Below are 24,491 nucleotides of genomic sequence, written 5' to 3' on the forward strand. Positions count from 1 at the left end.
CTAATACATCCTTTACTGCATTTCATCAATATACTTTTGAATCGTAGGAGCAACTTCATGTTGAACCATTGTTTTTGTTTGTCTTATAGCATTAAAGAAAGCATTGCTATCAGATGAACCATGCGCTTTGATTACAGGGGCCTTTAATCCAAACAAACCAGCTCCACCATATTCAGAGTAATCCATCTTTTGTTTAATCTTCATTAATTCTGGTTTTAATACAGCTGCTGCAAGTTTGCTTTTTAAATTACTCATCATGGCATCTTTAATCATTTTAAACATATTTAAAGCTGTACCCTCTATTGATTTCAAGACCATATTTCCTGTAAAACCATCTGTTACAACAACATCAGCTACTCCGTTCATTAAATCACGACTCTCTACATTCCCAACAAAATGTATAGGAGCATTTTGCAGTAATTCAAAAGCAGCCTTAGTCAACTCATTACCTTTTTTATCTTCAGTACCAATATTTAAAAGACCCACACGTGGCTTAGTAATTCCTCTAACTTTTTCCGCGTAAACAGAACCCATTATGGCAAATTGAACTAAATGCTCTGGTCTGGCTTCTGAATTGGCACCCACGTCCAATAGCACGAATCCATCACCATTTAATGTTGGTAAAGTTGGTGATAAAGCAGGTCTTTCAATTCCTTTAATTCTTCCAACTACAAATAATCCAGCAGCCATTAGCGCCCCCGTATTTCCTGCTGATATACAAGCATCAGCTAAACCATCCGCTACTTGTTGTGCCGCTAACACCATAGAAGCTTGTTTTTTTCTTCTTACTGCTCTTACCGGCTCATCAGTAGCCAAAATTTGTTCTTCTGTATGTAATATTTGAATTCGTTCGTTGGGAGTTAAATACTCCTTGATTTTTGCTTCGTCACCAACCAACACAATTTCTAAATCAGAATATTCTTCAATTGCACGAACGGCTCCAAGTACCGCTTCTTTCGGTGCATGGTCGCCACCCATTGCATCAATAGCTATTTTCATCGTTGTTTCCATCCTTTTCACAAGATATGCATGTACATATTTAATCCTTGGTCAATACCACCTAGTCCTTGCTAATCCTAGAAGTATTGTCTAAGTCGCTTGATCTGTTATACGAAAGACACATAACAATCACGCTGTAAAGTATAGTTGTTTCTACATATAAACAATCAGTTGTTTTGTCCGATCCAAGTAGCTATTCTTTCGCATTTGATCTAAACATATCGAAAGAGCCTTTAAAAACTAATTCTTGTCCTACATAGCTTCTTACTTTTACTGTTGATCTAGTCGGATCATTTTCATTATTTACAACACTTGCTTTAGCAATAATTCGCTCGTTTTCTTTAACTGGACGAGTGAATGTAATATTAGCTTTAGCAGTAAGTGTAAATGGGTCATTCATAAGCGCGACAGCTAAAGAATTAGCTTGCGCAAATAAATGATGTCCACGTGCGATACCATTTCGAGTAAATACATGTTCTTTTTTTACATCGAATATAGAAATTGCACTTTGATCTAGCTGTATATCTATAATATCTCCAATTACCTCTTCAATAGGCAATGATTTAATTTCATCTCTATGATTTTTTTCCGCCACATGTTTTATTCTTTCACGTAATTCTGGGATTGATAATTCTAAACGATCTAAACGAATCGTTTGGACGCTAACTGAAAATTTTTCCGCTAAATCTTCATCAGTAATAAACGGATTATTATCAATAGTCTCTTTTAACATGAATTGGCGCTCTTTTTTATTCCGTCTCATTTTTTGTCACCATCCGCAGTATTATGACTAGGTACTAATAGTAGTATATATATATTAAAAAAAGATTGCAAGACAATATGTAAAGCTTACAATCTATTTAATTATTTTGACATTATCTTTTTAATCTAGTTTTTCATTATCAAATAAGCCTGAAGTCTCTAAATAAGCTCTTAAGAGAGCGAATTCATCCGACTTCCAAAATTCAGTGGAATTAACTAATTTAGCAGCATCGTCTCTAGCCACTTCAAGAATCCGATAGTCGTGTACAAGATCTGCCACTTTGAATTCTGGTAATCCACTTTGCTTTTTACCAAAGAAATCTCCTGGACCTCTTAATTCTAAATCTTTTTCGGATAAAACAAAGCCATCATTTGTTTCAGTCATGATTCTCATACGTTCCTTGCCATTTTCGGATTTCGCATCACTAACCAAAACACAATAGGATTGTTCACTACCCCTTCCAACTCGTCCTCTTAATTGATGCAACTGGGACAATCCAAATCTTTCTGCGTCGTAAATGAGCATAAAGGTTGCATTCGGAACATTTACTCCAACTTCAACAACGGTTGTTGATACTAACACTTGTATTTGATTCTCACTAAATGATTTCATCACTTCGTCTTTATCGGTTGAAGAAAGTTTACCATGCATTAATCCAACTTGATATCTTGTACCAAAATAATGAATAAGCATGCTATGAACCTCGATAGCATTTTGAAGATCAAGCTTTTCAGATTCCTCTATAAGAGGACATATGACGTATGCTTGTCTTCCTTTTTGAAGTTCCTTTTCCATAAAACCCAGTGCTCGTTCTAGCATGTTATGCTTAGCCCAATATGTTTCTATTTGTTTTCTACCTGCAGGCATTTCATCAATAATGGATACATCCATTTCACCAAATACCGTAATAGCAAGCGTTCGAGGAATAGGGGTAGCTGTCATAAATAAGACATCTGGATTCTCCCCCTTCTCGCGAAGTATTCTTCTCTGTTGAACCCCAAATCTGTGCTGTTCATCAGTTATTACTAGACCGAGCTTTTTAAAAAACACTTCATCTCCTATAAGGGCGTGAGTACCTATTAAGATATCGATTTCTCCTACTTTTAGGGCTTCCAAGAGTTCTCTACGTTTTTTCCCTTTTACAGAACTAGTAAATAAGGCCACTTTAACACCAGTATGTTTCAATAAAGATTGGATAGATTCAGCATGTTGCTCAGCTAATATCTCAGTAGGAACCATTAATGCACCTTGATAACCAGAATACACACTTGCTAATAAAGCAATAGTAGCTACAACTGTCTTTCCTGATCCTACATCACCTTGTAATAAACGATTCATTCGATATGGTGATTGCATATCAGTAAAAATTTCATGTATAACTCTTTTTTGAGCATTGGTTAATGGGAAAGGCAATTGTTCAATAAACAACTGAATTTGATTAGAATCATATTTATGAGTAATTCCGACTGAACCTTGTCGTTGAACTCGTCTTAATGCTTGCATTTTTAATTGAAAGAGTAATAGTTCTTCATATGCCATTCTCCTTCTAGCTTGCTTAAGATCTTCAGCACCAGATGGAAAATGCATAGCTTTTAATGCCTCTTTTTTTCCAAGTAGTTTATATTTTTGAAGTAAAAAGAATGGAAGTGTTTCTTGTATTTCATTTTCGTATTGAGAAAAAGCAAGGCTAATAAATTTCCGTAAGCCTTTTACAGTCACACTTCCTTTTACAGAATATACTGGCTCAAAATCATGTTGCTGCTTATTCAAACCTACTTGATACGAGTTAGCCGTAATCGTTTGTCGATTGCGGTCCCACTTACCGCTTATTGTTACGGATTGCTGTAGCTCAAATTTATTTTTCAAATAGTGCTGGTTAAAAAACACAACTGTAATAAGATAACGATTAACAAGTAATTTAAATGTAAGCTTTGTTTTTTTCTTTCCGTAAAACATGACAGATGGAGGACTATGAACAACACCCTCCACCGTAATACGTTCATCATGATTTACTTCTTCTAAATCTTTAAGACGATAATCTTCGTAACGATATGGAACATATTCCAATAAATCAGATATAGTTTCAATACCCATCTCACTTAAAGCCAAAGTTGTTTCAGAGCCGATACCTTTTATTTCAGATACCACATTAGATAAATTCGTCATTTTTTCACATTGAGCGACTTACCAAAAATTTTCGCTTCGAGTTCTCTACCTGTTGGCGTAGCCGCTAAACCTCCTTGTGCTGTTTCTCGTAAAGCAGAAGGCATCGTCTGACCAATTCTAAACATAGCATCTATTACTTCATCACACGGTATCCGACTTGTTACACCAGCTAAAGCCATATCGGCAGCTACAACTGAATTCGCAGCCCCCATTGCATTTCTTTTTACACAAGGTACTTCTACAAGACCAGCAACAGGGTCACATACTAATCCAAGCATATTTTTCAATGTAATAGCCATAGCTTCTGCACACTGAGAAGGAGTACCACCTGCCATTTCAACGATTGCAGCTGCTGCCATTCCGGAAGCTGAACCTACTTCAGCTTGGCAACCACCTGCTGCTCCTGATATAGAAGCGTTATTAGCTACTACAAAACCAAATGCTCCTGCTGTAAACAAAAAGGCTATCTTCTGTTCTCTAGTGGGATTCAGTTTGGGGATCAAAGCAAATAAAGTACCAGGTACAACACCAGCAGATCCAGCAGTTGGTGTTGCACAAATTGTTCCCATGGCTGCATTTACTTCATTAGTTGCCACCGCTTTGCTAACAGCATCCAGCAATAAAGACCCAGATAAACTTTTACCAGATTGGATATAATTTTGTAAAAGTACAGCATCGACACCCGTTAAACCTGAATGTGAATGTACACCAGCCAATCCTCTTTCAATTGCTTTTTCCATAACATCTAGGTTTTTTTCCATCATGGCAATTATCTCTTCCCTAGTACGCCCTGTGACCTCTATTTCTTGTTCAATCATAATTTCTGATATTTTTTTATTTTGGCTTTCAGCCAATCTGACTAATTCTGCTACGTTTTTAAACAATGACCATCCCACCTTACCATTCAATCATTAGTCAACAATTTTTGTTACTGCTAGTATATTAGGCAGCTTTTCTAATTCCGATAAAATACTATCATCAATATTTTGATCCACTTCAATCGTCATCAAGGCTTTTTGCCCAACATCCTTACGTGAAACTTCCATGTGACCTATATTTATTTCATGAGCAGCCAATACATTTGAAACACTTGCAATAGTACCGAATTTATCATTATGGGCTACTAAAATAGCAGGGTGATGTCCAGAAAGTCTCAATAAAAATCCATTTAGCTCAATAATTTCAATTTTCCCACCGCCAATTGAAATACCAACTAATTCAATTTCACCATCATCATCTCCCATTGTAATTCGAACTGTATTCGGGTGATCTGTCAGTGCTTCTTCTTCAGTAAATGAAATCTTCATACCTTGACTCTCAGCTATTGAGATACTTTCAATAATCCTCTCATCAAACGTATCGAAATCTAAAATCCCCCCGATTAAAGCTACATCTGTTCCATGTCCTTTATATGTGTTGGCAAAAGATCCGTATAATGAGATATTTACCCATGTAGGTTGTCTTCGAAATAAACTTCGAGCAACCTTACCGATTCTTGCTGCACCAGCTGTATGTGAACTTGAGGGACCAATCATAATTGGACCAATAATATCAAATACACTTTTATATTTCATATTTTACCCTCACTGTAATTAATTATTTTGGTTGTTTTCGCATGCTTTGTTGCTTATGAACAAGTAGTGATTATAGGTGGAGTTGAATTCTACTCCAGGATGCTCATTTTTATCCTTTGTATATTCACCAGACTTATTTATTATCAACAATCTTTTATAAAACAGCTTTTATTTTTAACTATTCAACATTCCCAATTATATTATATTTATTCCCAAAACTCATCCATTGTGTAAAGAAAAACTCAAGCACATTGCAAACAAAAAAAGATGATAATCCCCCTCATTCTATAGGAATGTCTTTTATGCGCGTAAAGCTATAAGCATCTGCTCCTGGCATAATCTACATTAGTAGAGATTACTCAATGAACGTTTAAACATATCGATTACTAATTTCGAAAGCTAGATAGTGTTTGATAATTACTTATTTACTACAAACATGGTATCCTCTTTCTCATACAGAAGGAAAACCCTCAATTATATTAGATAGACACAAAACAGGAATAGAAGAAAATGTCTTCTATTCCTGTTTTGGAAGATCAGCAGCAAATTAAAAATATTAAATGTTAGCAAACAGTATTACTGCTATCAAATATTATCTTGTCTAATACTTTGAATCGTTCTTATCTAATTATGAAATTACTTATAACTTATTCAGCAGAAAAAATAAAAGAGTACAGTGGTTGTTTTCCATCATGGATTTCAACTTCAACATCTTCATAATTTTCTTCTACAAAAGATACAAGTTGATTAACTTCTTCTTCTGTTACATCTTCACCATAAATGATTGTTAGAATTTCAGTATCTTCATCTATCATGTTACCAAGCAATTCCTTAGCAGCCAATAGTTTATCTTTGTTTTTGTTTTTAATTTTCCCTTCAACAATACCCATAAAATCGCCATTTTCAATTTCAAGGCCATCAATACTTGTATCACGTACTGCAAATGTAATTTGACCTGTTTTCACTTGAGAAAGTGATTCAGTCATATTTTTCTCATTTGCTTCAGCGTCTAATGATGGATTAAATGCTAACAATGCAGACATTCCTTGTGGAACTGTTTTTGATGGAATGACAATAACATTTTCATCTACAAGATCAACAGATTGCTGAGCAGCCATTATGATATTTTTGTTATTAGGTAAAATAATAACATTTTTTGCGTTAACTTCCTTAATAGCCTTAACAATATCTTCCGTACTTGGATTCATTGTTTGGCCACCTTCTATTACCGCTTTTGCTCCGATACTTTTAAATAGATCAGAAATACCAGAACCCATAGCAACAGTGACAATACCATATTCTTCTTTTTTCTTAGTCAATACAGGTGCTTGTTGTTCTGCAGGCTCATTTCCATAAACACTAGAGTATTGCTCTCTCATATTGTCTACTTTAACTTTAATTAAGCTACCATATTTCTGACCATAACTTATACACTCACCTGGTTGTTCAGAGTGAATGTGAACTTTAACGATTTCATCATCTGAAATGACTAATAATGAATCTCCATATCCACTTAAATCATTGCGGAAATCTTCTTCATTAAAAGTTTTTTTATCCTTTTCAAAGCGAACCATAAATTCCGTACAATAACCATAAACAATTTCTTCATTGCTCATATGGCCTTGAACATTCATATGGTGCTCAGCACTTACTAGAGATTCCATAGAAGGCTGTGCAGATGCTGCAAGATTTACTTTTTCACCTTTTAGTTGTGCTAAAAAGCCCTCGTATACAAATACTAAACCTTGTCCACCACTATCAACTACACCCACCTCTTTTAATACAGGAAGTAAGTCTGGTGTGCGCTTTAAGGAAGCATTTGCTTCTTTAACGATATCTTCCATAACTGCCACAATGTCTTCATTTTTCGTTGCTGATTCTACTGCAGCTCTTGCTGCATCCTTAGCAACAGTTAAAATCGTACCTTCTACAGGCTTCATAACTGCTTTATAAGCTGTTTCTACTCCTGCAGCAAATGCTGCTGCAAATTCAGTACTGTTAATTTCAGCTTTTGCTTCGATTTTTTTTGCAAAACCTCTAAACAATTGCGAAAGAATAACTCCTGAATTCCCTCGAGCACCCATAAGCAAACCTTTTGAAAGCGCTGATCCAACTTTCCCAATATGCTCTTGGATATGACCTTCAACTTCCTTAGCACCTGAAGTCATAGATAAATTCATGTTTGTTCCAGTGTCTCCATCTGGCACAGGAAAGACGTTAAGTGCATCGACTAATTTGGCATTAGCAGATAATTGATTAGCACCTAATATGATCATCTCTGCAAAACGCTTTCCATCTATACTTGTAATTGACACAAATGTTTCCTCCTTACTAAGGGTTCGTCACTCGAACTCCCTGTACAAAAATATTGACGGAATCTACTGCTAAGCCAACCGTTTTGTCCAGGGTATATTTCACTTTAGACTGAACATTATGAGCAACTTCTGAAATTTTCGTACCGTAGCTCACAATAATGTACATATCGATATGTACAGCTTCTGATTCTTCTTCTTGGCGCACAATTACACCCTTAGTGAAGTTTTCTTTTCTTAAAATCTCTGCAATTCCGTCTTTAAATTGCTTTTTACTTGCCATACCTACTATACCGTAACAATCTACTGCAGCTCCACCAGCAATTGTAGCGATGACATCATTAGATATATCAATTTGTCCGAAATTTGTTTTCAATTCAATGGACATTCGTTATTCCCCCTTTGGAAAATACAGTTTGACTACAAACATTTTACTACAACAATAAAATTATTAAAAGTTTTTCTCTGTTTTATTATAAAGCAACATTATTATTAATATGTCAAGGTTTTTTTCTTGAAAGCATGTAGCTTGAACTATTGCATTTCAATTTTATGTATGATACATTATTTAAGTATTTGATTATGACTTAAGAACAATTGATACTTAAGCTCGCTGTAGTTAGGAGGGAATTTATATATGGCACGCAAATGTGTAATCACTGGAAGAAAAACAACTTCAGGTAACACTCGCTCTCACGCAATGAACGCTAACAAACGTACTTGGGGTGCTAATCTTCAAAAGGTTCGTATCTTAGTTGATGGAAAACCAAAACGCGTATATGTTTCTGCTAGAGCATTAAAATCTGGTAAAGTTGAACGCGTATAATGAATGGGCATCCTATTAAACGGATGCCTTTGTTATTCTTTAACAAGTATAACTATTGATAATTATTATTATACATAGAGGAAGCGCCTAAATATTATAAAATATTTAGGCGCCTCCTCTATTTTCATCCTTTGATTCTTTCCGTTCATTACTAAATTGTGAAAAGGGAATTCTCATATTATTCGATATATTTTCGAACAAAAATTAGACTATTTGTTGCCTATGAACAAGTAATGAATATAGGTTACCTTGAACGCCACTTCATGATGCTCTATTTCCGCAGAATTGGACGGTAAGTATCCCCGCCAAATAGTTACCTGTGGGCTCTCATCTCGCCTCTGCTCACCATAGAAAAAATTCTTAAATAAAGAGGGTGCCTAGCAAAATAGATTTTGAAGACACCCTACTTAATTATCCTTTTCTAAAAGCACCTAGCATAGCCCTTACAATTCCACCTAATAGCCTCGGCAATTTAATTGTATAAAATTTCATTGTTTCCCTCCTCATTAAAACAATGCACTTAATTTTATAAGTTCAAATATAATATTTGTCTCCATTAAAAAGCACGATGATCACTGCTTCTTACGACTAATAATATGCCATAATCAAATGAAAAAGTACCAATATTTGAAATTAGTTCATTACTAACACATAGTGTAGACCCCAGCAAAATATCTTTTTTATTTAAAGGATATTTAAATCCTAACAAGGTAATACCTTTCACTTCTGAAGAAATCGGGAAAAAGGAAGTATAGGTATACTTATCATCCTGTAATATCGAATAATTACCTGGAAGAACTGCATAAATGACATTACTACGATCGTAAATAGTCACTTTTGATTTTCCGCTTAATGTTCGATTAGCTAATAATAATTGAATAGCACCCATCATATGATCAAATCTCCCACCGGTACTTCCATATATATGTATATGATCAGGCTTTTGTTCCAGAGCCCATTCTACAGCTAAACCAAGATCCGTATCATCTTTTTCAGGGGGATATGTATAAATTTCAATATTTTCTTTTTTTATTTTATGTAGATCATCTTTAGCTACAGAATCAAAATCACCAAATACAATGCTTGGGTGGATATCTCTTGCTAGTAAGGTACTTATACCACGATCAACTCCAATCCAAAAAGCACCTTCAGTATTAGGAAGGGAATCTGGAATCAATTCTATAGGACCTCCAGCCATAATATAAATATCTTTCAAAATAAAACCCTCTTTCTATAAGGAAATTTTGAACACCGGTCTTCTTAATATTTTACCTATTAAAATAACGTTGATATATTTTATTAATTAATATCACTGTCACTATATGAACGATGAACCTTCCCCCTCATTACCTATTCAGTTAGGATGTTATTACTATTTGTATTATATAGATCATTTACCTAACTACGTTGTAAATCATATTAGTATTCTTTAACAAAAACTGCACTTTTAAAAAAGAGGGTGCCTTAAAAGAAAAAATTTGAAGACACCCTCAGATATTTTATTTGATTTTCATACTCTTCCTTATCAAAGCGATGCACAGTACAAAAGTCCGTAATAGCTTTTTTCATAAACTTGTACAAAGCAGAGCCATAAAAATAGCATAAAGCATAGGGGCCTCCGCAAAGTGATAAGAATCACTTTGCAGACAGCCCCTTTTTACGTATCAATAGAAATTAATTACCTCTAATGGCTTCTATCGCTTTTTGACGATCAGCTTTATTATATATAGCCGAACCAGCTACTAATACATTAGCTCCTGCTTCAATACAAAGTTTTGCAGTTTCTTCATTAACTCCTCCATCAATTTCGATTTCAAGGGTAGGATTATATTGTTCTGCCATCTCTTTAACACTTCGTATTTTAGGCAGTACTTCTGGAATAAAGGATTGTCCACCAAAACCTGGATTTACACTCATAAGTAGGACCATATCAACATCCTTAATGACATGTTGAATTGTATTAACAGGAGTCGCTGGATTTAAAACTACTCCAGCTTTAACACCAAAAGATTTAATTAATGAAATAGTACGATGCAAATGTTTACATGCTTCAACATGCACTGTAATATAATCGGCTCCTGCATTTGCAAATGCTTCAATATATGTATCTGGGTTCTCAATCATTAAATGTACATCTAATGGAAGCTTCGTAACAGGTCGAATTGCATCAACAATTAATGGTCCAATAGTAATATTGGGAACAAAATGACCGTCCATCACATCTACATGGATGTAATCAGCGCCACCCAATTCTACATCTTTAATTTCTTCTCCCAGTCTAGCAAAATCTGCTGATAAAATCGAAGGGGCTATTTTTACCATATTAGTACCTCGGCTTTCTATCTTTTATTTCTAATAAAAACTCTAAATAATGATCATAGCGATATTTTTCAATTTCACCCTCTTCAACAGCCATTTTGACAGCGCATTTTGGCTCTTGATCATGAAGGCATCCTCTGAATTTACATTCATGGCTCTTTTCTCTAATTTCAGGAAAGCAATCTGATAACTCATGTTCTTCAATTGTGAATTCTAAAGAAGAAAATCCAGGTGTATCTGCTACCAATCCCTCTTCAATTGCTATTAATTCTACATGTCTTGTAGTATGCTTACCTCTACCTAAATGCGTAGAAATATCATCCGTTTTTAATGCTAAATCGGGATTTAAGGTATTTAATAAAGACGATTTACCTACACCTGACTGCCCTGCAAAAACACTAACCTTTCCTTTAAGAAATGGACGTAAGGACTCCATTCCTTGTGCTGTGATTGAGGATGTAGTAATAACTGTGTATCCCATTTTTTGATATTCTTTTTGGTATTGAAGGATTCTTTCCTTTTCTTCATCTGCTAATAAATCTACTTTACTAATAACAATTATAGCATCAATATGATTGGCTTCAATAAGAACTAAAAAGCGGTCTAACAATACTGTACTAAAAGCTGGTTCTACAGCAGAAAAAACTAATATAGCTTGATCGACATTACTGATAGGTGGTCTTACAAGCTCGTTCCTTCGTTCTTTAATTTCTAATATATACCCTTCATGTTCCTTTTCATATTGATAAACGACTGAATCCCCAACAAGCGGTGTGATTTTTCTTTTACGAAAAACCCCCCTACCTCTACATTGGATTGTCTTTTCTCCATCCATAACATAGTAAAATCCACTTAGTGCTTTTATTATTTTACCTTCAGGCATAGCATCCTCCTAAAATACATCTGTGTCCAACTGCCTACAAGTAGAGAACAACAATAATTGAAAGCTTCCTAATTTCTAGGAAGCCTCCAATCGTAGTGATTATGGATATGGAATTGATTCATCCATAATGACTTTGTTATCTCTAAATACTTTAAATCCTGCTTTTTGATTGGGAGCAATTTGGAATGTTAACGTTTTTTTCGTTGTAGCCGTAATCGTAAATTTATCGGCTGGATCGGTCATATCATGCTTCATATCTTGAATATAGATAATTACCTCTTGTTCATCGCCAGGGTTTACAGGTTCATAAGGTATGGTTATCTCTTTAGAAACTGTTTTAGGAGGTAACTCTTCCTTCCCTTTCGATATAACAACATACACTTTACTACCTTTTTTTAGTTTAGATCCTGGATTTGGTGACTGCTGCACTACAGAGCCTTCCGGAATAGTATCAGAAAAAGATTCCCTTGAATATTTTACGATTAATCCAGATTCTTGAATATAATCCTCAAGAGCTGTTTTACTATATCCTCGTAAATCCTTTAAAGTAATTAAATTTTGCCCCTTACTTATAGTAAGATGCAACACTGTATCAGATGGAACGATACTACTACTAGGCTGTGGATCTTGATTAATAATAAGCCCTTCCTCAATTTGATCATTATATTCGTAGGATATATCAATAGATTTAAAGCCAATATTGTCAAATACACCTTTCAAACTTTCATAACTACGTTCTCTGTAATCGTCTATTTCAATTTCCTTTTTCCCACTGCTTATTAAGATATCAACTTTTGAACCTTCGCTTACTTTCTTACCAGCTTCTGGGTCCGTTCCTATTACTTTACCTTTTTCTATTTCTTCATTTGGCAATTCAGTTGTTTTACCGATTTCAAATCCTTTTTCATCTAGCAAAGCTATAGCATCATTTAATTCTTTCCCCTCGACATTAGGAACGGATATGTCTGATGGTTCCATTAGCTTTGGAAGAACAGCAATAATTAGAACGGCAAGTATAGCAACTAAAAATAATAAAGCAATAACTATTTTTTTAAATTTGCTTTTAGGTTTCTTTTGATTATTTTTTTCCTTTTTGGTTTTCGTCTTGGTTTTTGTAATACCCTTCTGAGCTTTATTCTTTTTTACTTTTTGTTTCTTTGGTGGTTCTTCATCATATGAATCACTGTAAGCTTGAGTTTGATCATTCAATACAATCGTGTCTTCCTGTTCAGGAGTATAGGTATCCTGTGTTATAACTGGAATTGCCTTGGTCGCATCCATATCTTCTGGTACAACGAAAGGCTTTTCTCCTTTTCGGTCAGGAGAAAGAGCGGTAGTTATGTCTGCCTTCATTTCTTCCACATTATCATATCGATGAAACGGGTCTTTTGCTGTTGCTTTTAATACAATATTCTCTACACTTTGAGGTATAGATGGATTCCATCTTCTTGGAGAAGGTGTTGTTGATTGTAAGTGCTTTAATGCAATAGAAATAGCCGATTCACCAGAAAAAGGTAATCTACCCGTTAACAACTCAAACATAACAATTCCCAAAGAATAAATATCAGATTTTTTATTTACCATACCACCCCTTGCTTGCTCAGGTGATAGGTAATGAACCGATCCAAGGACGGCATTCGTTTGAGTAATACTAGTTGCACTTAAAGCTGTTGCTATACCAAAATCAGTAATTTTCACATTTTCAATTTCATCAATTAATATATTTTGAGGTTTAATATCTCGATGAATAATACCATGTTGATGGGCATGAGCAATGGCTAAAGTGATTTGCTCCATAATATGGAGCGTCGTTTCTATTGGTATATGTTGGTGGTATTGAATATATTGCTTTAGTGTATATCCCTTCACATATTCCATAACAATATAGTATATATCTTGATCTTCACCAACATCATATATACTTACAATATTCGGATGAGCTAGGCTAGTAGCAGATTGTGCCTCACGATTAAATCTTTTAATAAATTCTTCATCATTTGAAAAATCCATACGGAGGATTTTTATGGCCACTTCCCTTTCAAGAATCATATCTTGAGCTAGATAGACGTTTGCCATACCTCCTCCACCAATCATCTCCACAATCTTATATCGACCATTTATACGTTTTCCTATTAACATGGTTGTCACCTACCTTCGCTTTCAAAACTGTATTGTAAGAGTACGAGGGTAATATTATCTTCTCCACCATGATTATTTGCTATATTTATAAAATGATCCGCTTTTTGTTCTAGAGTTTCATCTTCTTCTATAATTTTTAACATTTCTTCAGAATTAAGCTTATTGGATAAGCCATCTGAACAGAGTAATAAAAAGTCCCCTTCTTCAAAAACTATCGTGACAATATCCATCTCCACATTAGGCTCAGTGCCCAACGCTCTAAGCAGCACATTCTTTCTAGGATGATGTTCTGCATCCTCACGACTAATTTGTCCTGTTCGTACTAATTCATTTACGAGTGAATGATCTTCTGTTAATTGTTTAAAGCCACTTTCATTCTTTATGTAGCAACGGCTATCGCCAATGTTAGCAATAGTTATGAAACGCTCTGTACATAAAGCCGCGACAAGGGTAGTCCCCATCCCCTTACATTCAAGATGTGATTCTGCATGTTTAAATAAAAGTTGATTTACTTTTTGAATATTTTCTTGCAACCAATTTTCGGCGTTTTCTGCTGTAAAATCGCCTTTTACCTGACTCCAAGATTCCTTAAAATAGGATAATGTCATACTGCTAGCAACCTCACCGGCACGATGTCCACCCATACCATCTGCTACAATTGCTAGAAATCCTGTTTCGTTATGAAAGATTCCACCATTATCTTCATTATGCTGTCTCACTTTGCCGCGATCTGTTCTAAAAACAGCCTTCATCATCTTCACCTCGTTTCTTCTTTTCTCTCCTTCGCACGAAGTTGTCCACATGCAGCATCAATATCATGGCCTTGTTCTCTGCGAACTGTTACATTAATTCCTTTATTTTTAAGTGTTTTTTCAAATAAATCAATTTGCTCCTTCGGTGTTCTAACATAGTCACGCTCTGGAACGTAATTGACTGGAATTAAATTCACATGGCATTTAAGCTTTTTAATTAAATCCGCTAGCTCAATCGCATGCTCTACTTGATCATTAACTCCACCAAACAAACCATATTCAAATGTAATTCTTCTTCCAGTCTTTTCAGTATAATACTTTACAGCTTCCATAAGATCCGGAAGTTTATACGCTCTATTAATCGGCATTAGTCTACCACGAATTTCATTATTTGGAGCGTGTAACGAAATAGCAAAATTGATTTGAAGATTCTCATCAGCAAATTTATAAATCTTTGGAATAATTCCACTTGTTGATACTGTAATATGTCGAGCTCCAATATTCAATCCTTTTTCATCATTAATAATCCTTAAAAAAGCCATCATTTGGTCGTAATTATCAAATGGTTCTCCTATTCCCATTATAACAATTGAACTAACTCTCTCGTTTGTTTCATCTAATGCTTGTTGTACCTTTACAACTTGAGCAACAATTTCACCAGCTTCTAAATTTCGCTTTAAGCCCCCTAATGTAGATGCACAGAAAGTACAACCGATTCGGCAACCTACTTGTGTAGTAACACAAACAGAGTTTCCATAATCATGTCTCATTAACACTGTTTCTATTGAATAACCGTCTTGTAGTTCAAACAAAAACTTCATAGTTCCATCGTTCGAAGTTTGCTGAATAATTGTATTAAGTGTTGTCAATGTAAAGTTTTCTTCTAATTTTGTTCGTAATCCTTTAGATAAGTTCGTCATTTCATCAAAGCTTTTCACTCTTTGCTTGTATAACCATTGTAATATTTGATCAGCTCGAAATGATTTCTCTCCATTATCCGTGAGCCAATCCTTCAATTCATTTGGCTGTAAAGAATAAATTGAGGGCAATTTTTTCTCAGCTGTATTCTCTAATTGTTTCATTATTTAATCCTTCTTTCTAAAACAAGCAATGAAAAAGCCATCACTTTCAATATCTTGTGGAAAAAGCTGTAGGGCGTTTTCTTTGATGAAAGGACGAACCTTTTCAGGTAGTCTGTTTTTAAACTCATTATCTTTAACAAATTCTGGATGATCTAATAAAAAGCTTTTTACAACCTCATCATTTTCTTCTTGGTCGACAGTACATGTACTATATACTAAGGTTCCTCCCGCTTTTAACAAAGGAGCTGTAGCATTCAAAATATCTTTTTGAATGGCTGCTAGTCTTTCAATATCTGCTTCACTTTTCGTATACTTAACATCTGGCTTTCTTCTCATTACTCCTAAACCAGAACATGGTGCATCAACTAAAATTTTATCAAATGTTTGTTCTTCAAATAGTTCAGAAGATTTTCGCGCATCAAATGCTCTCGTTGCAATATTTGCCAATCCTAATCGTTTTGCCTGCTGCTCAATTAGCTTAACTTTGTGATCGTGTAAATCTAACGCTACCACGCTTCCTTGTGGTAATCTTTCCGCGATTGAAGTTGTTTTCCCACCTGGTGCTGCACAGCAATCAAGAATTCTATCTTTTTCGTTTACTCCTAATGCATGAGCAACAAGTATGGAGCTTTCATCTTGAATACTCAATAAGCCATCCTTAAAAGCTTGAGAATGTGCAAGATTTCCTTGTAAACAAACGATACCTTCTGGAATGGCTTCGCTAACCTTCACTGAAAACCCTTCTTCTTCTAACTTTTCCATTACTTTCTCTCGAGTTATTTTCGCCACATTAATTCGCGCTGTTTGATGTGGTGCATATAAGTTACTTTCACACATTTCCTTCGTTTTTTGAACGCCATATTGCTTAATCCAACGTTCCACTAACCAAAGTGGATGACTTGTCTCTACACTAATTCGCTCTTCGTCATTATTTATTAGTTCAAATGAAGGTAGCCCTTTACGTTGAATATTTCTAAGCACACCATTCACCATGCTTGAAATTCCTTTATGGCCTCTTTTTTTTGCAATTTCTACCGCTTCAAATAGTATGGCATGGTCCGGTATTTTATCCAAATAATGCATTTGATATACGGATAATCTTAATAATATTCTTACCCAATCATCCATTTTAGCGTTATTTTTTACAAAAGGTTGTAAAAAATAATCTAACGTTAATTTACGTTGAATTGTCCCATATGTTATTTCAGTTAATAATCGACTATCAGCAGCTGATAATTGATTTTTATTTATAACCTTATTTAATAACAAATTACTATACGCTTGATTTTTTTCAACGGAAAGAATTAAATCGAGTGCAAGTTCTCGAACACCTTTGCTTTTGTTTTTACTCATGCTCTACTCCTAATTGATTTCCAATTTGCAAATTCGCACCCGCTCCACGAAGAAAATCAAAAGACGACATCTTCTTTTTACCTGCAGGCTGAACTTCTGTCACTTTAATAGCTATATCATTTCCTGTTTTCACAATGAAACCATCATCTTCAATCATAATAATTTCTCCAGGCGCTACTTCTGCTATTCTTTTCACTTTTTCTGCTTTCCAAACCTTCATGACTTTGCCGTCTAAAAGAGTGTAAGCTACTGGCCAAGGATTTAAACCACGAATTTTATTATAAATTTGCTCTCCATCAACAGTCCAATCAATTTTCTCTTGTTCGCGTTTAATATTTGAGGCAAATGTTGCTTTTGATTCATCTTGCTTGATAGCGTTTAATTGTCCTTTGATTAGTTGAGGTAATGTTTCTGATAGCAAATTAGCTCCAACTTCACTTAGCTTATCATGAAGGGTACCTACATTATCATCTTCATCAATCGTTACTTTTGCCTGTGTTAGAATATCACCTGCATCTAATTTCTCCGCCATGTACATAATCGTGATACCTGTTTCTTTTTTACCCTCTAAAATGGCATAATGAATAGGGGCTCCACCACGTAACTCAGGTAACAAGGAAGCATGCACATTAATACATCCATATTTCGGAGCTTCAAGTAATTCATTAGGTAGAATTTGCCCGAATGCAGCTGTAACTACTAAATCTGGTTGTAATGCAAGAATTGGCTCTAATTCCTCTTTATTGCGGATTTTTTCTGGCTGATAAACAGGGATATTATGCTTTAATGCCTCAACCTTAACAGCTGGAGGTGTTAGCACTCGTTTTCTTCCAACTGGACGATCTGGCTGAGTGACAACAGCAATTACATCATATCCATCTTGTATAATTCTTTGTAAAACTGGCACTGAGAAATCTGGCGTTCCCATAAAGATTATTTTTGTCATTCTTCTTCAAACCCTTCTAATTCTTCTTCCTTAATATATCGAATTACTTTAGAGGTAAATAATACCCCATTTAAGTGATCTATTTCATGCTGTATTGCACGTGCATAGAACTCCTCAGCTTCTAATTCATAATGATTTCCATTTCTATCTTGTGCTTGTATGACAACGAAGTCTGGTCTCTCAACTTCACCGTAAATCCCAGGAAAACTCAGGCAACCTTCAATATCGATATCAGAGCCTTTTTTTTCAATGACAACGGGATTAATCATTTCTAATGTGCCTTCTTCTTCATCTATTTCAACGATAGCTATACGTTTATTAACATTTATTTGTGGTGCAGCTAAGCCTACACCATCAGCTGCTATCATGGTCTCATACATATCATCCAACAGTTTCGCTAAATCTTGGTCAAAAACTTTCACATCTTCACATTTCTCTTCTAAGATTTTATTTGGATAGGTAACAATTTCTAACTTTGACAAATTTCTTCCTCCTACAACTTTTCATGAAAGTTACATCATCATCTGTGGATGTAAGTCTACAATGATTTGTAAATCCTTCTGAGCACGATTTTGTTGATAATGCTCAATTACATTTCTTAATTTATTTTTCAACTCAGGTTCACGCTTGTATTTTATCAGAACTTGATACCGATATCTATTATTGATGCGTGGAATAGGTGAAGCAGCTGGTCCAAGCATAATAGCCTTTCGAGATAATCCGCTTCTCATATAATTTGTTATTTTTTCTGTCACAGAAATTGTAGTCATAAGATCAGGATGTGAGACCGTTATAAGAGCGATATAATAGTAAGGTGGATACATACTTTGTCTTCTCATAAACATTTCATGTGTGAAAAAGGCCTCATACTGTTGATCAGCAGCGAGAACTATTGAATAGTGTTCCGGAGTATAAGATTGAATAATCACTTCTCCAGGAAGCTCATGTCTTCCAGCTCTTCCACTAACCTGAGTTAATAATTGAAATGTTTTCTCCGAAGAGCGAAAATCTGGTAAATGAAGCATTGTATCCGCAGATAGAACACCTACTAAAGTAACATTAGGGAAATCTAGCCCTTTCGCAATCATTTGTGTTCCAAGTAAAATATCAGCTTGTCCTGATTGAAAAAGCTGCAATAGTTTCTCATGACTTCCTTTCTTACTAGTCGTATCCACATCCATACGAATGATTTTCGCATTTGGTATTAATTTCATTAATTCTTCTTCAACCTTCTGTGTACCAGTACCAAAAAAACGAATAGCCTCACTTTTACAAGCTGGACAATGTGAAGGCATACCTTCTTCATGTCCACAATAATGACACTTTAGCAGATGGTTATACTTATGATACGTTAAAGAAATATCACAATGAGGACAATGAGCAACCTCTCCACAACTTCTACACATTACAAAAGAAGAATGACCACGTTTATTAAGCATTAAGATGGTTTGTTCTTTCTTTTGAATGCGGTCTTGGATTTTCTCGAGCAAAATCTTAGAAAAAACCGAACGATTACCCGCACGAAGTTCTTCCCTCATGTCAATTATCTCTACGGTAGGTAATGGACGATTGTTCACTCGATTTTTCAATTCTAAAAGTTTATATACACCTTTTTTTGCACGAGCATACGTTTCAAGAGAAGGAGTGGCACTTCCTAAAACAACCGGACAATTATGATATAAACCTCTTTGAATCGCAACATCTCGAGTGTGATAACGTGGTGTTTCTTCTTGTTTATATGTTCCTTCATGCTCTTCATCAATAATGATAATTCCTATATTATGAAATGGAGCAAAAATAGCTGAACGAGCCCCCACTACTACTTGTACTTCTCCTCTTGATATTTTTCTCCATTCATCATATTTTTCACCAATAGATAGTCCACTATGAAAGACTGCAACACGGTCCCCAAATCTAGATTTAAAACGTTCGACCATTTGTGGTGTTAATGAAATTTCAGGAACAAGCATAATGGCCTCTTGTCCTTTATTTAAAGCTAAATCAATACTTTGAAGATATACTTCGGTTTTTCCACTTCCAGTCACACCATGTAATAAGAATACATCATGTTTATTAATCTCCATACTTTCTTTTAAGGGAACAAAGACAGAAGCTTGTTCCTCAGTTAAAGCTAAATGATGACTTTTAGTAAAGGTCCGCTCTTTAAATGGATCACGATAAACTTCAGTCTGAATAAATTTAATATAGCCTTTGTCAGCCAAAGCTTTTATTACACTTTCGCCACAATTGCTTTGTTTAATTAACTTTTGAACAGAGATAGTCTCTTGATGAGTCATTAAATAATGCATAAGTCTTATTTGTTTCTTAGCACTTTTATTCATTTCTTCTACCTTTGATTGTAATTCTTCTGGTGAAAGTAGGACTTCAACGCTTCTCTCTGTCTTTGTATTATGTTTATCCTTGACTTGATAATTGACTTCAATATTTCCTGCAATAATTTCTTTTTGAAAGATTTTAGCATACTCATGTTCCATTGCTGCCTCAAAATCAACAGCATCATTATGAATAAAATATTTTCTTATATGATCATTAATATTGGCAATATTCCCTTTTAGGGTTAATAATTTTTTATATTTTGCTTTCAAAGCAGCTGGTAACATCGCTTGATAGGCTACAATTTTAAGACATAGTGTTTCTGTTGTTAACCAATCAGCTAATTGGAGTAACTCTTGATTTAAGACAGGTTCAAGGTCTAATAGTGAATCAATTCCTTTTAGCTTGTCGATAGAAGTGCTCTCTTTTATTTCAACAACAAAACCTTGCACCTTCCTTGGACCAAATGGAACTACAACACGAGTCCCAGGAACTATCATTCCTTCCCACTGCATAGGAATAAAATAATCATATGCTCGATCGGTCTGTCTAGTAGGAACATCTACAACAACAGAAGCAATTTCCATTCTAATCAATCCTTTTTCAGCAAACTCGCAATCTCATCAAGTATTACTTTGGCAACATCATGCTTACTCATCATCGGTACGTCTACTACCTTACCACTTTGCTCGTAAATCGTAACCATGTTTGTTTCTCCACCAAAGCCAGCCCCTTTAGTTGCTACGTTATTAGCTACTATCATATCTGCTCGTTTCTTTTCAAGCTTGGCTTTTGCATACTGTTCAACATTTTCTGTTTCAGCTGCAAAGCCTACTAAAATTTGTGAAGTCTTTTTCTCACCCAGCTCCAATAAAATATCCTTCGTTCTTTCGAGCTCAATCGATAAATCTCCACCCTTTTTTTTCATTTTTTGATCATAGGTTGTTTTAGGGCGATAATCTGCAACAGCCGCCGTTTTAATAACAACATCTTGTTCTTCAAAATTAGCAAAAACGGCTTCATACATATCTTGAGCAGATTCAACAGAAATCAAATGAACATTAGAAGGGGCTTTAATATTAACAGGACCTGATACAAGTGTAACTTCTGCTCCCATATTTGCTGCTTCTTCAGCCAATGCATAGCCCATTTTCCCTGTTGAATGGTTTGTAATGAATCTCACTGGATCTATTCTTTCTCTTGTAGGTCCAGCTGTAATAATGATCTTTTTCCCGGATAAATGCTGACTTGGCTTTTGATTTTCTAAATAATGTAACAAATATTGAATCATATTGTCTGGTTCCTCTAATCGACCTTTTCCTATGTATCCACATGCTAAATAACCTTCACCTGGTTCAATAAATGAATAGCCAGATTGTCTAAGTGTTTCTAAGTTTTTTTGTACAGCTGGATGAGCATACATATGTACATTCATTGCAGGAGCAATAAAAACCTTCGCAGTCGTTGCTAACATAATTGTCGAAATCATATCATCAGCAATTCCATTTGCCATCTTACCAATAATATTTGCCGTAGCAGGAGCGACAATAACAATATCTGCCCAATCTGCTAAATCAATGTGCGCGACAACTTCTGGATTATTCTCTTGAAATGTACTTGTAAAAACTTCATTGCGTGATAATGCCTGAAAAGTGATAGGGGCAACAAATTTTGTTGCTGATTCGCTCATTACAACCTTAACCTTTGCTCCTTGTTGTGTTAGCTTACTTGTAAAAGCTGCTGCTTTATATACGGCAATTCCACCAGTTACACATAATAATATTTTTTTATCTTTCAGCATTAAACTTCCTCCCGATTATTTCTGTTTCTATTATGAAGGATTATGTATTATTTTTCATCAATTCTCAAAGTAGCTTCACACTCAAAAAAATCATAAAATAAAGCGTAAGAGGGTGTCAAACAAAAGCAAAGCTTTTACGACACCCTCCAATCATTATCGCTTATTCATTTGTTCGATCAGCTGATTCATGCGTATACGTTAGTATTCCCGCATTAATTTCTTCCAATGCTTTACCTACATTCTTATGTGAAACAGGATTAGCAATTTTTTGATCTCCATTTAGTTGCATCTTTCTAGCACGCTTAGCTGCAACTGAAACTAAAGAGTATTTAGAATCAATTTTATTTAATAATGAGTCAATAGATGGATATAACAAATTTATTCAACCTCCAACATTTTTAAATATCTTTTTGCCACGTATTCCCTGTTGCAATGACCTGCAACAACAATAGCTTTTATTTTATCACAAGCAGATTCGACTGTGTCGTTTTCTACTACATAATCATACAAGTCCATCATTTCAATTTCTTCTCTAGCAGTTTGTAATCGATTAGCAATTACTTCATTTGTCTCAGTACCACGTCCGACAATTCGGTTTTCTAGCTCGGACAAGCTAGGTGGTGCCAGGAAGATAAATAAAGCTTCTGGAAATTTTTCACGTACTTGTCTAGCGCCTTGTACCTCAATCTCTAGAAATACGTCTTTTCCGTTATCAATTGTTTCTCGAACATAATCCACTGGAGTACCATAGTAATTCCCAACAAACTCTGCATACTCCAATAATTTACCTTGTTTAATTAAGGATTCAAATTCTTCACGTGATTTGAAGAAATAATCTACACCATCAACTTCTCCCTCACGAGGAGCACGAGTTGTCATGCTAATTGAGTATTCAAATGCCACATCAGAATGTGAAAACAATTCCTTACGAACTGTTCCTTTTCCTACACCTGAAGGTCCTGATAATACAATGAGCAACCCTTTTTCTTTCATTAATTCCACTTATCCTTCCTCTACACTATCTTCTCGATCATGAAGCCTCGAAGCAACTGTTTCAGGCTGTACTGCCGACAAAATGACATGATCACTATCCGTAACAATAACGGCTCTTGTTCTCCTACCATAGGTAGCATCAATTAACGAACCCCTATCTCTTGCTTCCTGTATTATTCTTTTAATTGGAGCCGACTCTGGACTAACAATAGAAATAATACGGTTAGCAGAAACGATATTCCCATAGCCAATATTTATTAACTTAATCGACATAATGATCCTCCATTTATCATAATACTAGTTTGACCTTCATAATAGAGCTATAAACGATGTTTATTCTATATTTTGTATTTGTTCCTTGATTTTTTCAAGTAAACTTTTCATCTCAATAACTTCAGATGCTATATTGGCATCATTTGCCTTTGAGCCAATGGTATTTACTTCACGATTCATTTCCTGAACAAGAAAATCTAGTTTTCTTCCCATAGCTTCATCATTCTCGATCGTCGATAAAAACTGACTGATATGACTATTTAGCCTCGTTAACTCCTCATTGATATCTGCTTTATCTGTAAAGATTGCAACCTCATTGAGTAATCGAATTTCATCAACCAGTCCAGACGTAAATTCCGTCATTTTTTGTTGGAGTCGCTCCTTATATTGTTGAATAACAACTGGAGCATAATCTTTTACTTTTTCAACGGTATTTTGTAGCTTTTCAAGCTGAGTTTGAATATCTTTCTTCAAAAGAAGACCTTCCGCTTCTCTCATCTTTTTCAGCTGTTCTCCAGCTTCCTTAACCGCTTGAAGAACTTGTGTTTCTACCTCAGTAGCATCCATTGGCTTTTCTTTTATGAAAAACACATCTTCCATTTGAGCGACCGAATTATGTAAGCTATTAGGATGCAAATGATATTTATCAGTAATAATATCCATATTATTTATATATTGATCTAGAAGAGACCAATCAACTTGAAGTTCTTTTTGGATTAGTCCATCGCCTTCAATTGAAATAAATACTTCTGCTCTTCCTCTTCTTATGTATGAAGCTAATTGTTTTTTTACCTTATCCTCTATAATAAGTAGTTGGCGAGGCATTCTAATATGATACTCACAAAATCGATGATTCACAGTTTTCACTTCAACATGAATGAGCAAGTTCTCACTTTGACTCACACCACGTCCGTACCCCGTCATACTTATAACCATTATCAATCACTTCCAATTCTAGCACATATATGGAGTCTAA

The 24,491-nt window shown here is 35.0% G+C and carries 24 protein-coding genes; 1 reads left to right on the top strand and 23 read right to left on the bottom strand.

Features of this window, described 5'->3' with window-relative positions:
• Nucleotides 1-12: 12 nt before the first annotated feature.
• The 7 genes from plsX to BN349_RS10935 form a co-directional block, all read right to left on the bottom strand.
• Nucleotides 13-999 carry a phosphate acyltransferase PlsX gene (plsX, locus tag BN349_RS10905; protein WP_019242345.1) on the bottom strand — a complete coding sequence of 329 codons (987 nt, stop codon included), beginning with the start codon at nt 997-999 and terminating at the stop codon, nt 13-15.
• 193 nt (nt 1,000-1,192) lie between these two features.
• Nucleotides 1,193-1,762 carry a transcription factor FapR gene (gene fapR / locus BN349_RS10910; RefSeq protein ID WP_026089276.1) on the bottom strand — a complete coding sequence of 190 codons (570 nt, stop codon included), beginning with the start codon at nt 1,760-1,762 and terminating at the stop codon, nt 1,193-1,195.
• A gap of 120 nt (nt 1,763-1,882) precedes the next feature.
• Nucleotides 1,883-3,928, bottom strand: coding sequence for an ATP-dependent DNA helicase RecG (gene recG / locus BN349_RS10915; RefSeq protein WP_019242347.1), 2,046 nt, complete (start codon nt 3,926-3,928; stop codon nt 1,883-1,885).
• Entirely contained in the window at nt 3,925-4,812 is an 888-nt protein-coding gene (gene sdaAA, locus BN349_RS10920) for an L-serine ammonia-lyase, iron-sulfur-dependent, subunit alpha (protein ID WP_019242348.1), read from the bottom strand. Before sdaAA ends, recG begins: the two co-directional genes overlap by 4 nt.
• Before the next feature lie 27 nt (nt 4,813-4,839).
• Nucleotides 4,840-5,502: an L-serine ammonia-lyase, iron-sulfur-dependent subunit beta gene (sdaAB, locus tag BN349_RS10925; protein WP_019242349.1), complete on the bottom strand. Its 663-nt coding sequence runs from the start codon at nt 5,500-5,502 to the stop codon at nt 4,840-4,842.
• A 647-nt stretch (nt 5,503-6,149) separates the two neighbouring features.
• Nucleotides 6,150-7,817, bottom strand: a complete 1,668-nt coding sequence (locus tag BN349_RS10930) for a DAK2 domain-containing protein (protein ID WP_019242350.1) — start codon at nt 7,815-7,817, stop codon at nt 6,150-6,152.
• A gap of 16 nt (nt 7,818-7,833) precedes the next feature.
• A complete protein-coding gene (locus tag BN349_RS10935) occupies nt 7,834-8,202 on the bottom strand; it encodes an Asp23/Gls24 family envelope stress response protein (RefSeq protein WP_019242351.1) in 369 nt (122 codons plus the stop codon).
• A 249-nt stretch (nt 8,203-8,451) separates the two neighbouring features.
• Here BN349_RS10935 and rpmB point away from each other — a divergent pair, with 249 nt between their 5' ends.
• Entirely contained in the window at nt 8,452-8,640 is a 189-nt protein-coding gene (gene rpmB, locus BN349_RS10940; protein ID WP_019242352.1) for a 50S ribosomal protein L28, read from the top strand.
• Nucleotides 8,641-9,051: 411 nt separating this feature from the next.
• On the opposite strand, the gene spoVM is transcribed toward rpmB, so the two are convergent.
• From spoVM to BN349_RS11020, 16 genes are all read right to left on the bottom strand, one after another.
• Nucleotides 9,052-9,132, bottom strand: a complete 81-nt coding sequence (gene spoVM / locus BN349_RS23835; RefSeq protein WP_019242353.1) for a stage V sporulation protein SpoVM — start codon at nt 9,130-9,132, stop codon at nt 9,052-9,054.
• A gap of 64 nt (nt 9,133-9,196) precedes the next feature.
• The gene (locus BN349_RS10950; RefSeq protein WP_019242354.1) at nt 9,197-9,856 is read right to left on the bottom strand and encodes a thiamine diphosphokinase; all 660 of its coding nucleotides are present in this window, start codon (nt 9,854-9,856) and stop codon (nt 9,197-9,199) included.
• A gap of 458 nt (nt 9,857-10,314) precedes the next feature.
• Nucleotides 10,315-10,962: a ribulose-phosphate 3-epimerase gene (rpe, locus tag BN349_RS10955; RefSeq protein WP_019242355.1), complete on the bottom strand. Its 648-nt coding sequence runs from the start codon at nt 10,960-10,962 to the stop codon at nt 10,315-10,317.
• Between the two features lies 1 nt (nt 10,963).
• Complete coding sequence (gene rsgA / locus BN349_RS10960; RefSeq protein WP_019242356.1) at nt 10,964-11,842, bottom strand: ribosome small subunit-dependent GTPase A; 879 nt, start codon at nt 11,840-11,842, stop codon at nt 10,964-10,966.
• Between the two features lie 99 nt (nt 11,843-11,941).
• A complete protein-coding gene (gene pknB, locus BN349_RS10965) occupies nt 11,942-13,981 on the bottom strand; it encodes a Stk1 family PASTA domain-containing Ser/Thr kinase (protein ID WP_019242357.1) in 2,040 nt (679 codons plus the stop codon).
• Between the two features lie 5 nt (nt 13,982-13,986).
• Nucleotides 13,987-14,733, bottom strand: a complete 747-nt coding sequence (locus BN349_RS10970) for a Stp1/IreP family PP2C-type Ser/Thr phosphatase (protein WP_026089277.1) — start codon at nt 14,731-14,733, stop codon at nt 13,987-13,989.
• Between the two features lie 5 nt (nt 14,734-14,738).
• Nucleotides 14,739-15,815, bottom strand: a complete 1,077-nt coding sequence (gene rlmN, locus BN349_RS10975) for a 23S rRNA (adenine(2503)-C(2))-methyltransferase RlmN (protein ID WP_019242359.1) — start codon at nt 15,813-15,815, stop codon at nt 14,739-14,741.
• 3 nt (nt 15,816-15,818) lie between these two features.
• Nucleotides 15,819-17,168: a 16S rRNA (cytosine(967)-C(5))-methyltransferase RsmB gene (gene rsmB, locus BN349_RS10980; RefSeq protein ID WP_019242360.1), complete on the bottom strand. Its 1,350-nt coding sequence runs from the start codon at nt 17,166-17,168 to the stop codon at nt 15,819-15,821.
• Nucleotides 17,161-18,114, bottom strand: coding sequence for a methionyl-tRNA formyltransferase (gene fmt, locus BN349_RS10985; RefSeq protein WP_019242361.1), 954 nt, complete (start codon nt 18,112-18,114; stop codon nt 17,161-17,163). The genes rsmB and fmt overlap by 8 nt, the downstream gene beginning before the upstream one ends.
• Nucleotides 18,111-18,596, bottom strand: a complete 486-nt coding sequence (def, locus tag BN349_RS10990) for a peptide deformylase (protein ID WP_019242362.1) — start codon at nt 18,594-18,596, stop codon at nt 18,111-18,113. The genes fmt and def overlap by 4 nt, the downstream gene beginning before the upstream one ends.
• 30 nt (nt 18,597-18,626) lie before the next feature.
• Nucleotides 18,627-21,035, bottom strand: coding sequence for a primosomal protein N' (gene priA, locus BN349_RS10995; protein WP_019242363.1), 2,409 nt, complete (start codon nt 21,033-21,035; stop codon nt 18,627-18,629).
• 5 nt (nt 21,036-21,040) lie between these two features.
• Complete coding sequence (gene coaBC, locus BN349_RS11000; protein ID WP_019242364.1) at nt 21,041-22,249, bottom strand: bifunctional phosphopantothenoylcysteine decarboxylase/phosphopantothenate--cysteine ligase CoaBC; 1,209 nt, start codon at nt 22,247-22,249, stop codon at nt 21,041-21,043.
• Nucleotides 22,250-22,409: 160 nt separating this feature from the next.
• The gene (gene rpoZ / locus BN349_RS11005) at nt 22,410-22,625 is read right to left on the bottom strand and encodes a DNA-directed RNA polymerase subunit omega (protein ID WP_019242365.1); all 216 of its coding nucleotides are present in this window, start codon (nt 22,623-22,625) and stop codon (nt 22,410-22,412) included.
• A gap of 2 nt (nt 22,626-22,627) precedes the next feature.
• Complete coding sequence (gmk, locus tag BN349_RS11010; protein ID WP_026089278.1) at nt 22,628-23,242, bottom strand: guanylate kinase; 615 nt, start codon at nt 23,240-23,242, stop codon at nt 22,628-22,630.
• Nucleotides 23,243-23,251: 9 nt separating this feature from the next.
• Nucleotides 23,252-23,515, bottom strand: coding sequence for an extracellular matrix/biofilm regulator RemA (gene remA / locus BN349_RS11015; RefSeq protein WP_019242367.1), 264 nt, complete (start codon nt 23,513-23,515; stop codon nt 23,252-23,254).
• Between the two features lie 60 nt (nt 23,516-23,575).
• On the bottom strand, nt 23,576-24,451 hold the full coding sequence (locus BN349_RS11020) for a YicC/YloC family endoribonuclease (RefSeq protein WP_019242368.1): 876 nt from the start codon (nt 24,449-24,451) through the stop codon (nt 23,576-23,578).
• Between the last annotated feature and the right edge of the window lie 40 nt (nt 24,452-24,491).

Origin of the sequence: Bacillus sp. AP8, from assembly GCF_000321185.1 — a bacterium.
Lineage (GTDB): Bacteria > Bacillota > Bacilli > Bacillales > DSM-1321 > Bacillus_AD > Bacillus_AD massilioanorexius.